13 protein-coding genes and 1 other annotated feature are annotated in these 13212 nt (G+C 53.8%); of the genes, 12 read left to right on the plus strand and 1 reads right to left on the minus strand.

Features of this window, described 5'->3' with window-relative positions:
• Positions 1–9: 9 nt before the first annotated feature.
• From yhbY to leuS, 7 genes are all read left to right on the plus strand, one after another.
• The gene (gene yhbY / locus KQI79_RS19905) at positions 10–300 is read left to right on the plus strand and encodes a ribosome assembly RNA-binding protein YhbY (RefSeq protein WP_216540050.1); all 291 of its coding nucleotides are present in this window, start codon (positions 10–12) and stop codon (positions 298–300) included.
• 39 nt (positions 301–339) lie between these two features.
• Entirely contained in the window at positions 340–969 is a 630-nt protein-coding gene (gene nadD, locus KQI79_RS19910; protein ID WP_216540051.1) for a nicotinate-nucleotide adenylyltransferase, read from the plus strand.
• Positions 947–1513: a bis(5'-nucleosyl)-tetraphosphatase (symmetrical) YqeK gene (gene yqeK / locus KQI79_RS19915; RefSeq protein WP_216540052.1), complete on the plus strand. Its 567-nt coding sequence runs from the start codon at positions 947–949 to the stop codon at positions 1511–1513. The genes nadD and yqeK overlap by 23 nt, the downstream gene beginning before the upstream one ends.
• A gap of 3 nt (positions 1514–1516) precedes the next feature.
• Entirely contained in the window at positions 1517–1864 is a 348-nt protein-coding gene (rsfS, locus tag KQI79_RS19920; RefSeq protein ID WP_216540053.1) for a ribosome silencing factor, read from the plus strand.
• Positions 1861–2769, plus strand: coding sequence for a CvfB family protein (locus KQI79_RS19925; protein ID WP_216540054.1), 909 nt, complete (start codon positions 1861–1863; stop codon positions 2767–2769). The genes rsfS and KQI79_RS19925 overlap by 4 nt, the downstream gene beginning before the upstream one ends.
• Positions 2770–2780: 11 nt before the next feature.
• Positions 2781–3560, plus strand: coding sequence for a class I SAM-dependent DNA methyltransferase (locus KQI79_RS19930; protein WP_216540055.1), 780 nt, complete (start codon positions 2781–2783; stop codon positions 3558–3560).
• 107 nt (positions 3561–3667) lie between these two features.
• Positions 3668–3928: a binding site (T-box leader), on the plus strand.
• A 118-nt stretch (positions 3929–4046) separates the two neighbouring features.
• The gene (gene leuS / locus KQI79_RS19935; RefSeq protein ID WP_216540056.1) at positions 4047–6488 is read left to right on the plus strand and encodes a leucine--tRNA ligase; all 2442 of its coding nucleotides are present in this window, start codon (positions 4047–4049) and stop codon (positions 6486–6488) included.
• Here the strand turns inward: leuS and comER are convergent.
• The gene (comER, locus tag KQI79_RS19940; protein ID WP_216540057.1) at positions 6469–7314 is read right to left on the minus strand and encodes a late competence protein ComER; all 846 of its coding nucleotides are present in this window, start codon (positions 7312–7314) and stop codon (positions 6469–6471) included. The two genes, leuS and comER, sit on opposite strands and share 20 nt — an antisense overlap.
• Positions 7315–7504: 190 nt before the next feature.
• On the opposite strand from comER, the gene KQI79_RS19945 reads away from it, so the two are divergent.
• The 5 genes from KQI79_RS19945 to KQI79_RS19965 all read left to right on the plus strand — a co-directional run bounded on the left by KQI79_RS19945 (position 7505) and on the right by KQI79_RS19965 (position 13208).
• Positions 7505–8089, plus strand: coding sequence for a ComEA family DNA-binding protein (locus KQI79_RS19945; protein WP_230192388.1), 585 nt, complete (start codon positions 7505–7507; stop codon positions 8087–8089).
• Positions 8090–8197: 108 nt separating this feature from the next.
• The gene (locus KQI79_RS19950; protein ID WP_216540059.1) at positions 8198–8704 is read left to right on the plus strand and encodes a deoxycytidylate deaminase; all 507 of its coding nucleotides are present in this window, start codon (positions 8198–8200) and stop codon (positions 8702–8704) included.
• Positions 8705–8832: 128 nt separating this feature from the next.
• Positions 8833–11427, plus strand: a complete 2595-nt coding sequence (locus tag KQI79_RS19955; protein WP_216540060.1) for a ComEC/Rec2 family competence protein — start codon at positions 8833–8835, stop codon at positions 11425–11427.
• A 192-nt stretch (positions 11428–11619) separates the two neighbouring features.
• The gene (locus tag KQI79_RS19960; protein WP_216540061.1) at positions 11620–12168 is read left to right on the plus strand and encodes an RNA polymerase sigma factor; all 549 of its coding nucleotides are present in this window, start codon (positions 11620–11622) and stop codon (positions 12166–12168) included.
• Positions 12169–12182: 14 nt separating this feature from the next.
• Positions 12183–13208 carry a zf-HC2 domain-containing protein gene (locus tag KQI79_RS19965; RefSeq protein WP_301287951.1) on the plus strand — a complete coding sequence of 342 codons (1026 nt, stop codon included), beginning with the start codon at positions 12183–12185 and terminating at the stop codon, positions 13206–13208.
• Positions 13209–13212: the final 4 nt, after the last annotated feature.

The following is a 13212-nucleotide window of genomic DNA, read 5'->3' on the forward strand; positions in this document are numbered from 1 at the left end:
ATACCGAATATGCTTACCGGTAAACAAAAAAGATATTTAAGATCGCTTGCCCATCATTTGAATCCGATTTTCCAAGTCGGCAAAGGCGGCACGAACGATCAATTGGTGCGGCACATCGAAGAAGCGCTGGAAGCGAGAGAATTGATCAAAGTTTCGGTGCTGAACAACAGTACGGAAGATCCGCATGAAATCGCGCCGGAGTTGGCGGACAAATCCGGAGCCGAGCTGGTGCAGGTCATCGGGAAAACGATCGTGCTATATAAAGAGTCGCGGGAAAATAAACAGATCGAGTTGCCGTAGCCTCCGGCGCACCTCTCGTTGTTTGGAGGACGAAGCGATATGAAAAAAATCGGAATTATGGGGGGGACGTTCGATCCCGTTCATAACGGCCATTTGCTTGCGGCGGAAAGCGTGCGCGAACGAATGGGGCTGGACGAAATATGGTTTATGCCGTCGTTCCGTCCGCCGCATAAACCGGGCTCGCCCGGCGCAAACGCGGAGCAGCGCTGGGACATGGTATGTCTCGCGCTGCGGTCGAACCCGCATTTTCGCCCGCTCGACGTCGAGTTGAAACGGGGAGGCGTGTCGTATACGGTCGATACGATGCGGCAATTGCGGCAATCGTATCCGGAGCATTCGTTTTATTTTATTATCGGCGCGGATATGATCAATATGTTGCCGCAATGGCGGGATATCGAACAATTAGCCCGCGACATATCATTCATCGGAGTAAAACGGCCGGGCACGGCGCTGCGTCTAGACCGGCTTCCGGATTACTTGCAGGCCCGCCTCGCGCTTGCGGAAATGCCGCAATTCGAGATTTCCTCGACCCAAATCCGCACACGCACGGCAGCCGGGCAATCTATCCGTTACATGGTGCCGGAAGAGATACGGCAATATATTCAAGCGAATCGGCTGTACGAATCGATAGATGGGGGAGAAGTTCATGGACCGAGCGATATTGATTGACAAGGTGCGAGAGCAGATGCCGGCGCGGCGTTGGGAACATACGCAAGGCGTGATGGACACGGCCGTCATTCTGGCGGAGCGATTCGGCGCCGACCCGGTGAAGGCGGACTTGGCGGCCATTTTGCATGATGTAGCGAAATATTGGCCGACCGAACGGATGGAGCGCATTATTCGCGAACATCGATTGCCTGCCGACTTGCTGGAGCACGACAAACAGTTATGGCATGCCCCGGTCGGAGCGTTCGTCGCGGAACGCGATTACGGCATCAAGGACAGGGACGTTCTGGACGCGATCCGATATCATACGTCCGGGCGGGAACAGATGACGCTATTGGACAAAGTTGTTTGTTTGGCGGATTATATCGAGCCGGGAAGAGATTTTCCGAATGTGAATAATATTCGGGAACTGGCCAAACATAGCCTTGACGAAGCGCTTGTGGCAGGCTTTGATTCGACGATTCACTTTTTGCTGACCCGTAAGAAACGGATTTATCCGCTAACCGTCTTAGCCAGAAACGCACTAATCCAACAAAATGGAGGTTAATGAATGACTTTAAGCTCAAAGGATGTAATGAATTTAGCCGTAGAGGCGGCGGACGATAAAAAAGGAATGAATATCGTCGCGCTCGATCTGCAAGGCATATCGCTCATCGCCGATTATTTCGTCATTTGCCACGGCAATTCGGATACGCAAGTCCAGGCGATTACGACCGAAATTCGCAAACGCGTGCAGGAAAGCGGCGGCACGGTACGCGGCATTGAAGGGATTGATTCGGCGCGCTGGGTGTTGATCGATTTAGGGGATGTGGTCGTTCACGTCTTTCACCGCGACGAGCGGGAGTATTACAGCATCGAACGGCTCTGGTCGGATGCGAAGGTCGTGAAAAGCGTATGAGTTTGATTGCCGGTACGATCGTAACTTTACCGGTTGCGCGCGAAGTTTCGCCTTACGGATTTTTCCTGACGAACGGAACGCAGGACGTATTGCTGCATTATACGGAACTCGCCGGAACGGTGGAGCCGGGCCAAGAGGTGGAAGTATTCCTGTACTACGATACGGAAGACCGCCTGGCGGCTACGATGCGGAAACCTTATCTTACGTTGGGGGAGCTTGCTTTGCTCGAGGTGGCCGACGTTCATCCCCGGCTGGGTTGTTTTCTGGAAATGGGTCTTGGGCGGCAGCTGCTTCTGCCGATTCGCGAACTGCCCGAGATGAAGGAACTGCATCCGCAGGTCGGCGATAAAGTATTCGTCATCATGGAGCATGACAAGCAGGGAAGGCTCAAGGCGAAGCTTGCAGGCGAGAAAGATTTGGAGCCGCTCGCGTTCCGGGCGCCGTCCGCTTGGCTTGGCGAATGGAAAGAAGGAACGGTATACAAGCCGCTGCAAATGGGGACATTCGTGCTCGTCGACGGCGGCGTGCTCGGCTTCGGCGCGATCGGCATGATCCATTCGTCGGAACGGACGCGATTGCTTAGATTGGGCGAGCGGGTAAACGTTCGTATCAGTTTCGTGCGGGAAGACGGCAGAGTCAACTTGGCGATGGCTCCGCGCAAGGAGGTCGGACGCGTGGAAGACGCCGACCGGTTGCTTGCGTTTCTTAAGGAACGTCCGAACGGCGCAATGCCGTATTCCGACCAGACGCCTCCCGATTTGATTAAGCAGCGTTTCGGCATTAGCAAAGCCGCTTTCAAACGCGCGCTCGGGAAGCTGATGAAGGACGGGCTCGTCTATCAGAAGGAAAATTGGACATATTTGCAATCGAGCGACGCGCAGCGGAGTCCGAACGAACGAAAGTGATGTGATGCAGCATGAGATCTTACAAACGATTCGCGCATGTATACGATAGGTTAATGGAGGATATGCCGTATCCGGAGTGGCTTCGGTTCGCGCGAACGGGCTGGGAAAAGTACGGCATGCCCAAAACGGTCGTCGATCTCGGTTGCGGCACCGGCAGCATTACGGTTCCGCTAGCGAATTCCGGATTTCAGGTCACCGGCATCGATTTATCCTCCGACATGCTTGCCATCGCCAGACGGAAGATGGATCAATCGCCGTACGCAAACCGTATGTACCGGGAAGGCGGCGTGCTTTTTCTGCAGCAAGACATACGGACTTGGGAATTGCCCGGGCAGGTCGATTCGGTCGTTTCGTTTTGCGATTGTTTCAATTATTTGCTGGAAGAAGAGGACATCAAGCAAGCGTTCCGCCATACTTATCAAGGGTTGAAGGCGGGCGGCACGTTTATGTTCGACGTGCATCAACCGGCGCAATTCGCCAAATACGCGGAAGAGCAGCCGTTCGTTTTAAACGAAAAATCGGTGGCATACATATGGACATGCGAGCTGGACGAAGTTCGCAGCGAGATCGAGCATCATATTACATTCTTCACGCGGGCGGAAGGCGCTTCGCTGTCGGAAGAGCTGTTCGAGCGCTTTGAAGAAGTCCATGTTCAACGGGCCTATCATCCGGATTGGCTGTATGCCCAATTAAAAGCTGCCGGCTTTGCGGACGTTCAAATATACGGCGACTTCAAATGGGAGCCTCCGCAAGACGACACGAGCCGCTTGTTTTATGTCGCGATCAAATAAAGCCGGATAAGGGAAAAATGTTCGAACATTCGGGCATCCGGGCATTCGAGCTTTCTTGACATCCGGGGCCGCAGTTTTTATAATCAATAAGTAAAGACGATATACGAAAAAGCGCGTTGATGAGGAATAGTAGTTTGCTATGGGCGTAATCAGAGAATCGGCGGAAGGTGCAAGCCGATCGTCACTTGCGAACGAACTCGCCTCGGAGTATTGCGATGAACTTGGCTCGCGGATCGGAGGAAGCGATTCCGCCGGCGAATTGAAATCGCAACGTCTTGCCCGCGTTAAGGGTCCAAAGGGAGCGAAGGCAAAGCATGCCTCTCGCTAACTAGGGTGGTACCACGGGAAGCGAACCTCTCGTCCCTAGCGATATTTACGCTATGGATGGGAGGTTTTTTTGGCACCATTGATTTTATAAGTTTTCTCATTCAAACGAATACGAAACGAGGCGGACCCTATAGAATGCCGCCCTAAGGAGGATCATTGATGGCAGACGCAACACGTCAACAGCAAGGTTACAACCCGCTCGTCATCGAACCGAAATGGCAACGATACTGGGACGAGCATAAAACGTTCAAAACGACCGAAGACAAGGATAAGCCGAAGTTTTACGCATTGGACATGTTTCCTTATCCGTCCGGCGCAGGCTTGCATGTCGGCCATCCGGAAGGGTATACGGCGACCGATATCGTGTCCCGCTATAAGCGGATGCGCGGATATAACGTCCTTCACCCGATGGGATGGGACGCGTTCGGCTTGCCCGCGGAGCAGCATGCGCTCGATACGGGCGAGCATCCGCGCGACATTACGTTCAAGAACATCGACAATTTCCGCCGTCAAATCAAATCGCTCGGATTTTCTTACGATTGGGACCGCGAATTCAGCACGACCGATCCCGATTATTACAAATGGACGCAATGGATCTTCATCCAATTGTATAAGAAAGGACTCGCTTACGTGGCCGAGGTGCCTGTCAACTGGTGTCCCGCACTCGGCACGGTGCTCGCCAACGAAGAAGTCATTGACGGCAAAAGCGAGCGCGGCGGCCATCCGGTCATCCGCAAGCCGATGCGCCAATGGGTGCTGAAAATTACGGAATACGCGGAACGTTTGCTGGAAGACTTGGAGGAACTGGACTGGTCCGAGAGCATTAAAGATATGCAGCGGAACTGGATCGGCAAATCGAAGGGCGCCGAAGTCCGTTTTGCGATTGACGGGCATGATGCGGAATTGACCGTATTTACGACCCGGCCCGACACGTTGTTCGGAGCGACTTATTGCGTCTTGGCGCCGGAGCATGAATTGGTGGATCGAATTACGACGGAAGACCGGCGGAAGTCGGTGGAAGATTACAGAGAGAAGGCGGCGCGCAAGAGCGATCTGGAACGCACGGATCTGGCCAAGGAAAAGACGGGGGTATTTACGGGAGCCTATGCCGTTAACCCGGTTAACGGTAAGAAGACGCCGATCTGGATCGCGGATTATGTGTTGGCCGGTTACGGCACCGGCGCGATTATGGCCGTTCCGGGTCACGATCAGCGCGACTGGGAATTCGCCAAACAGTTCGATTTGCCGATTCTGGAAGTCGTAAAAGGCGGGGATTTGGCTAAGGAAGCTTATGCCGGCGACGGCGAGCACGTTAATTCGGACCTGCTGAACGGCTTAAACAACGAACAGGCCATCGCGCGCATGATCGAATGGCTGGAACAAAACGGCAAAGGGCAAGGAAAAGTAACGTACCGTTTGCGCGACTGGCTGTTCAGCAGACAGCGCTATTGGGGCGAGCCGATTCCGATCCTGCATCTGGAGGACGGGACGATGAAGACGGTGCCCGAAGATCAATTGCCGCTTGTCCTGCCTGACGTCGATCATATTAAGCCGTCGGGTACGGGGGAGTCTCCGCTCGCCAATGTCACCGACTGGGTGAATACGGTCGATCCGGAGACGGGCAAACCGGCGCGCCGCGAAACGAATACGATGCCGCAATGGGCGGGAAGCTGCTGGTACTATTTGCGTTTCATCGATCCGAAGAACGACAAGGAAATTTGCTCGAAGGAAAAACAAGCGGAGTGGCTGCCTGTCGACTTGTATATCGGCGGAGCGGAGCATGCGGTGCTCCATTTGCTGTACGCCCGCTTCTGGCATAAAGTATTGTACGATCTCGGCGTTGTATCGACGAAAGAACCTTTCCACAAGCTTGTCAACCAGGGCATGATTCTCGGCACGAACAACGAGAAAATGAGCAAATCCCGCGGCAATGTCATTAATCCGGACGATATCGTGAACGAGTTCGGCGCGGATACGCTGCGCATGTACGAAATGTTCATGGGGCCGCTCGAAGCTACGAAGCCGTGGAATACGAACGGCGTGGAAGGAACGTACCGCTTCTTGTCCCGCATTTGGCGCTTGTTTATTACCGAAGAAGGGGCGCTGAACCCGAAAATTACGGAAGCGCCGGCTGAGGGAGATTTTCTGAGAACATGGCATAGAACGATCAAAAAAGTGACCGACGATTTCGAACATTTGCGCTTCAATACGGCGATCAGCCAGTTGATGATCTTCGTCAACGATGCGTATAAAGCGGATCAATTGCCGCGCGAGGCGATGGAGAACTTCGTGCAAATGCTCTCGCCGCTCGCTCCGCATTTGGCCGAAGAATTATGGGAGCGTCTCGGCCGTCAACAATCGATCACCTATGTGCCATGGCCGACTTACGACGAAGCGCTGACCGTCGACGCCGAAGTGGAGATCGTCGTCCAGGTGAACGGGAAAATCGTAGAGCGCACCATGATTGCCGCCGATTTGGACGAAGAGGCGATGCGGGACAAAGCGCTGTCCTTGCCGGGCGTTCAAGCGGCGATGGCCGGCAAAACCGTCCGCAAAGTCATCGCCGTGAAAGGCAAACTGGTCAATATTGTTGCGGGTTAACCTTTTCGCTGCCAAACAGCAGATCCAACTTATCGAGATCTTCCTCGTATTTGGCATGCGTCGTACGAATTAACTGGTGGAACACGCCGTCGAGCTCGGCGCCGAGAATGCGCAGACCTTCGGCGGTAATTCCGCCGGGTACGGACACACGGCGCTGAAGCTGTTCCAGCGTCAGTTCGCCCTCGGTCAGCAGCTTGCCCGTGCCGAATAACATTTCGCACCCGAGACGGGCGGCATGATCGCGGTTGATTCCGGTCTCTTCAACGGCAGCGTCAATGAATTTTTGCAAGAAAAAAGCGATAAAGGCCGGTCCGCAGCTGGAAATATCGGAAGTTACCCGAGTGAATCGTTCCTTGATTTCAATCGGGCGGCTGACCGATCCCATCAAATCTTCCAGCAGCAGCCGGTCTTCTCTATTGATGCGGCTTCCGTATATGCATAGCGATGGTCCGCTGCATACATAGTTGGTAATGCTCGGAATAATTTTGGCCACTTTGCATCCAAGCCGGCTTTCCAAATGCCTGATTTGCACCGGACTTGTAATCGAGACGACGATTTGCGTAGCGGCGACGAACGGTTCGATCTCGTCCACTACCGTTTTGAATTCAGACGGTTTCACACAGATGAATATGAGATCGCTTTCCCTGGCCGTCTCCGTATTGGAGGATGCGACCCTAAGCCCCGGATATCTCGTTGCCAATTGACGAACCTTCTGCATGGTTCGATTACTGGCGATAATTTGCCCCGGTTCAAGACTGCCTGATTGGATGAACGATTCGATCAAGATACTTCCCATGCTTCCCGTTCCTATAAATCCAACCGTCATCGTGATCCCTCCCACTCGATTCAAAATAGTTTGCAATGCAGTAAAGTAGTGAAGCCTGATGTCAAAAACATTTCTCCCCAGTATATGCGCAACGGTTTGCCCAATATTCGGATTTTTCCATATGTTTTGCAAGCAGCAAGATTCTCCCCGGGCGATAAGGCCCGAATATGTTTGCAAAGGAGCATTCGGTATGATAAGTAAGCTTAGGGAACTATGGTCGATGCAGAAATCGCTCGTGTATATAACGGCATGCGCCGGGCTGCTTGCCGTCGTCGTGATGGTCGCCCGCTCCCCCGGTCAAGCGGAACTTCCGGGTTGGACGAAATTAAACGAATCGATGCAGCAGGCTCTCGACGAGATCGAAGGCGCATCCGGGGGAGGCCCGGCGCAAAACGACCGTCTTTCCGTTCAAGAGCAAGGGGCCGGCGATATCGAAACCGCAGCCGTCAATACAACGGCCGATGTGCCGCAAACTCCGGATTCGGAACGACAAGTTGCAGCTTCGGCTTTATTGGAAGACGGCGGCAATGGGGACAATGCGGCCGCCGGCGGTACGGCAGTTGCGGGCGATGCGGACCAATCCGGGAAAATTAACGTGAACGAAGCGGGGATCGACAGGCTGATGGAGCTGCCGGGGATTGGCGAAGCGAAGGCGAAGGCGATTATTGCATACCGGGAACGGAACGGGAAATTCAAATCCGTCTCCGACTTGACGAAAGTAAAAGGAATCGGCCCGAAAATATTGGAAAAAATGCGCAGCAAGGTTGCTTTATAATATGAAACGAGCATGGAGCGCGTCATAGTGATTCCGCGCATATTTCCGTATCATTGACCCGGCGTGGTACAATAAAAAGAAACGATAACTGATGGAGATGAGTGTACGGTGCGCAAAGATTGGGATACGTATTTTATGGATATCGCTTATATGGCGTCAACCCGCTCGCGTTGTCCGCGCCGCCATGTGGGAGCGGTGCTGGTGCAAGGGAAGAAACTGCTCGGTACCGCATACAACGGCGCGCCGATGGGGGTGGACGACTGTACGGACGCAGGCTGTATGGTCGCGGAGGAATATGAAATGACGATTGTGGACGGGCGCGAGGAAATGGTCAAAAAGCAGCGCTGCGTGCGCACGATCCATGCGGAACAAAATTTGCTGCTGTTTACCGATCGGATCGACCGCGAAGGCTCGACCGTGTACGTTACCGATCAGCCTTGTTGGACATGTGCGAATATGCTTGCCAACAGCGGAATCGCCGAAATCGTATACGACAGGCCTTATCCGAAGGATAGCGAGAAGGTCGAAGCGATGATGCGGCAGAAAGGAATCGTATTCCGCCGTTTGGAGAGCTATCAGCCTCCGCGGGAGACGATCATGGACGTTACCGATTAATTGTTAAGTCTAATAACCGAATAGACAACCGGATGATCGAATCGTTCGGGAAATGAGGAAGAACCTCTGCAATCCACTATCGATGGAACGGCAGAGGTTTTTTTGTATGGAATAAGGGGGATGAACGGATGGCGGATCGACGGCCGGTCGTATGGTTTGCAATCAGTTGGATCGCGGGCAGCGGCGCCGCATGCCTGTGGAACGGAATTCATTTGCCGGCGCTCTGCGCCGCGGCATTATGCTTCATACCGATTCTCGTCTATTATCGCGCCGTATCGGTTAGGTTGGCGCTGTTGTGTTGGGCTGCTTTTTGTGCGGCTGCCCTGTATTGGCATTGGAATGATATGCGCAATGCGAGCGGCTTGGCGGATGACATGCGCAACCTGGACGAGCGCGAAGTGCGGCTGGCCGGGACGATCGATTCGCCGGTCGACGTGGACGGGGATCGCGCCGATTTTCGCTTGCGCGGCCAATGGGTGCGATTTGCCGATACGAATGAGCATATTTCGATCAACGAGACATTGCTTGTTCAAGTGCGATTGACGGAAAAGAGCGGGCAGCAAATTGCGGGACGATGGGAGCGGGGAGACCGGGTCGAATTGGAAGGAATGTTGAAGCGGCCCGCCGGCGCGCGGAATTTCGGCGCCTTCGATTACGGCGCATATTTGCGTACGCAGCGCATTCATTGGATCGCAGCCGTAAAAGGAACGGATTCGGTCGTCGTCAAGCCGGAGGGGCGAAAGCGATGGAACCGGGGGCATCTGCTGCGCTGGAACGACAGGCTGCGCGCGAAGCTGGGGGACAAACTGGACGAATTGTTTGCGGAACGTTATGCGGGATTTATGAAGGGGCTTGTCATCGGCATGCGCGACGATTTGGACCCCGAGCGGTTTCGCGAGTTCGCCAAATTGGGGCTGACGCATGTTCTGGCCATTTCCGGGCTTCATGTCGCCGTGTTTATCGGTTGTTTCTTCTGGATATTCCGCAAGCTCGGACTGACGAAAGAAACGAGCCAACTGCTTGTTATGGCGTTGATTCCGTTCTACGTGCTGCTGTCGGGAGCGTCGCCTTCCGTCGTCCGCGCCGGAATGATGGCGATCGTCGCGTTGTACGCCGCGCGTCAACAGGTGCTGAAGGACGGGCTGCATATATTGTGCATCGCCGCGCTTCTGATGTTATGGTGGGATCCTTATTATTTGGTGAACGTCAGCTTTCAGTTGTCGTTTATCGTGACGGCGGGATTAATTCTCGGCGTGCCCCGCATGCAGAGATGGCTCCCGCTCCGGTCGAAGAAGGCCGCGGCTTTGATCAGCCTGAATGCCGTCGCCGAACTCGTTTCGTTTCCGATGTCGATCTATTACTTTCATCAATATTCTTTATTGTCGATTGCGGCCAATATCGTGCTTGTCTCATTCATCAGCCTAATCATCTTGCCGCTCGGCATGGCAACCTTATCGCTCGGCATCATCTACACGCCTCTCGGGCAATTCGCGGCATGGACGGCCGAGCGATTGACCGAGCCGGTTTTCCGCATCGTTTCATGGATGAACGGGCCGGACGCTTTCCTATTGATTTGGCCCAAGCCGGCGATTTGGCAAGTCATGCTGTACTATGCCCTGCTCGTCGCGTTCGCCTATTTGGCCGGACAACTCCATTCGCGCCGGCATGCGGCGGGCGAGGCCGCGGCGCGATCCGCGGGGGGCCCCGACGAAGACGAGACCGTTCCTTTGGCCGGCTTCGCGGGCGGCGGCAGCGCTGCCGGATCGCTCCCGCTTCGCAGATGGATCCCGTTATGCGCCGTCTTCTGCTTATGGGGCGGACTGCTTGCCCACATGTATCAACCCGCATTATGGGATCGCAACGGGTCGGTCCAATTTTTGGACGTCGGCCAGGGCGACAGCATTCTGATCCGTACCCCGCACGGCAAGACGCTATTGGTCGATGGAGGAGGAACGGTACGGTTCCGCAAGCCGGGCGACGAATGGAAGGAGCGGAAAGATCCGTTCGAAGTCGGGCAAAAATTGCTTGTTCCGCTGTTGAAGCAGCGCGGCGTGCATAAGCTTGACGCTGTGATTGCGACCCATCAGGATCAAGATCATATCGGCGGATTGCAAGCGGTGCTCGAACAAATTCCGACGCGAGCGGTCATTTTCAACGGAACGCTGAAACCGGGCGATGCGGCGGCGAAGCTGTTTCGCACGGCGAATGAAAAGCGGATTCCGCTATACGCGGCGGTCGACGGCCAAACGCTAACGCTGGATAAAGATACCGAAATAAAATTTATCTATCCGTCTGCGACATTTTCGCAGCAACCGCGTATAACGATTACGAAAGAACAAAACGACCGCTCTGTCGCATTTGTCATGAAAATGAAGGAATCGACCTTTTTATTCACAGGAGATATGGAGCGCAAGGCGGAACTTGCGGTCGTCGACAAATATGCGCGAACGGACGCCTTTCGTCCGGTGGACGTCATGAAAGTGGCGCATCATGGCAGCAAGACGTCGACGACCGACGATTGGCTGCGGCTGTGGCAGCCGAAAACGGCCGTCATTTCCGTCGGCGCCGCGAACTTCTACGGCCATCCGACCGCGCAAGTGCTGGATCGGCTCAAAGCGTTCGGAGTATCGACGCTGCGCACCGACAAGAACGGAGAAGTACAGATGCAGGTGCGCCGCGACGGGATTTATGTTCGTACGAAGCTTATAGAGGAAGCGATGTGAAACTATCTTTTTCATGGCATCGCTTTCTCAGAAGTTTCAGGTATACGGTCTATTTTTTTTCTGGTATTCTAAAACAAGAGCATTTGTCCGTGTCAATTTTCTATGGAAAGAACAGTCTAATTTAATATAATAATCAGTGCAACAAAATAACGGGAAATCACGTCTGTAATGTTGCAAGAGAGGGGGATCCTGGTGGTAGAGCAAGAACTCATAAGAGCTGCTCAATCGGGCGATCGCGACGCTCTAATATCTCTGTTGCGTAAAATTGAAACCCATGTTTACCGTACGGCCTTTTATTTGTTGAATAACGAACAAGATGCGTTAGACGCTTCGCAAGAGGCGCTCATTCGGATTTATTCGAAAATTCAATCATACGAGGAAAAAGCGCAATTTAAAACATGGGTGCAAAGAATCGTTACCAATATTTGCATCGATAAGTTTCGCCGCAATAAACCTTCCGTTTCCATCGAGGAACATAATCTCGTTTTTACGGGGGATCATAGTGTGGAGAACGAGGTTATGGCAACTTATGTGGCGCAAGATATTCATGAAGCGATCGATAAACTTCCCGACCATCATCGGGCCGTAGTCGTTTTGAGATATTTACAGGATTTTTCCTATAATGAAATTGCAGATTCGCTAAACTTGCCGCTCAATACGGTGAAATCGTATCTGTTTCGAGCGAGACAGCAACTGCAAACGTTACTTCAAGATTATCAGAAGGGTGGTGTTCGAGGATGACATGTCCAGAGGTGATGGAATTAATGAACAGATATATGGATCACGATCTGAGCGAGAGCGAAATCAACCACCTGAACGAGCATTTGCGGGAATGCTCTTCATGTCAAGTCATGTTCGAGCGGTTGAAGCGTTTGTCCGCCGAGCTGGAAAGTTTGCCGAAAGTCATGCCGAAATTCAGCATCGTAGATACCATTCTGCCGCAATTGGAAAACATCGATCTGGCTGCCGCGAAGGAACAATCGCCGGAGGACGGACAGCTTGAAGGCGGGGCTGCCTCCATCACGGCAGCGCCCGTGAAGCGGAGTTGGCGCGAGCGCTTTCCTCTCCGGGCGATCGGCGGCGTTGTGGCAGCCGGCTTCGTTGTCGGTTTGTTTATGGTGTTGTATAAACCGGAAGTGTCGCAGCAAGCGGATATGGAACTGATGTCTACCGCGAATCAAGCGGGAGTTGCGGCATCGCAGGATACGTTCGCGGCGGATATGCCCGGGGACGAAGCGAAGGACATGTCCAAAGTAACGACGGAAAGCGCGCAACCCGACAAGAAGGCGGATTCAAAACCGGAAGCAAACGGTCCGAAGGAGAAGGAAGCGCCCGCGAGCAACAAAGGAGACGAGCCGGCGGCGGGAGCAGCGCCGCAAGAAGTGCATAAGTCCGGCGACGCAAACGAAGGGACCGGTTCTCAGGATAACATTGCGCAAGGATTCGCTCCCGAGAATGCAGGCATTGCTTCCCAAGGGGAAGCAGCGAGTCCTGAGGCGGGTGTAGAAGATCCTGCCATGGATATGAGAATGGGAATCGCGAAGACGACTCGCCTTGAATCGCCTTCGCCCGATCTTCGCTTCACTGCGTTTTTTGAATCCGGCCTATTGAAGGTCACGGATACCGACAACAAAGTGGTATACGAGAAGGAACTGCCGAACGGTTCGGTTCATCGAATCGAATGGTCCCAAGACGGCAAGACGCTGACTTACGAATGGTCGCAAGACGGCGGCGAGACGGTGACGGAGACCGTCGCTGCCAGCGAATTCGCCAAGAAATAGGCGG

It is taken from the genome of Paenibacillus sp. MSJ-34, assembly GCF_018918005.1.
In the GTDB taxonomy this organism is placed as follows: domain Bacteria; phylum Bacillota; class Bacilli; order Paenibacillales; family Paenibacillaceae; genus MSJ-34.

Coding starts and splice junctions, on each gene's coding strand:
- yhbY (WP_216540050.1), top strand. CDS start 10: ATGCTTACCGGTAAACAAAAAAGATATTTAAGATCGCTTGCCCATCAT.
- nadD (WP_216540051.1), top strand. CDS start 340: ATGAAAAAAATCGGAATTATGGGGGGGACGTTCGATCCCGTTCATAAC.
- yqeK (WP_216540052.1), top strand. CDS start 947: ATGGACCGAGCGATATTGATTGACAAGGTGCGAGAGCAGATGCCGGCG.
- rsfS (WP_216540053.1), top strand. CDS start 1,517: ATGACTTTAAGCTCAAAGGATGTAATGAATTTAGCCGTAGAGGCGGCG.
- KQI79_RS19925 (WP_216540054.1), top strand. CDS start 1,861: ATGAGTTTGATTGCCGGTACGATCGTAACTTTACCGGTTGCGCGCGAA.
- KQI79_RS19930 (WP_216540055.1), top strand. CDS start 2,781: ATGAGATCTTACAAACGATTCGCGCATGTATACGATAGGTTAATGGAG.
- leuS (WP_216540056.1), top strand. CDS start 4,047: ATGGCAGACGCAACACGTCAACAGCAAGGTTACAACCCGCTCGTCATC.
- comER (WP_216540057.1), bottom strand. CDS start 7,314: ATGACGGTTGGATTTATAGGAACGGGAAGCATGGGAAGTATCTTGATC.
- KQI79_RS19945 (WP_230192388.1), top strand. CDS start 7,505: ATGATAAGTAAGCTTAGGGAACTATGGTCGATGCAGAAATCGCTCGTG.
- KQI79_RS19955 (WP_216540060.1), top strand. CDS start 8,833: ATGGCGGATCGACGGCCGGTCGTATGGTTTGCAATCAGTTGGATCGCG.
- KQI79_RS19965 (WP_301287951.1), top strand. CDS start 12,183: ATGGAATTAATGAACAGATATATGGATCACGATCTGAGCGAGAGCGAA.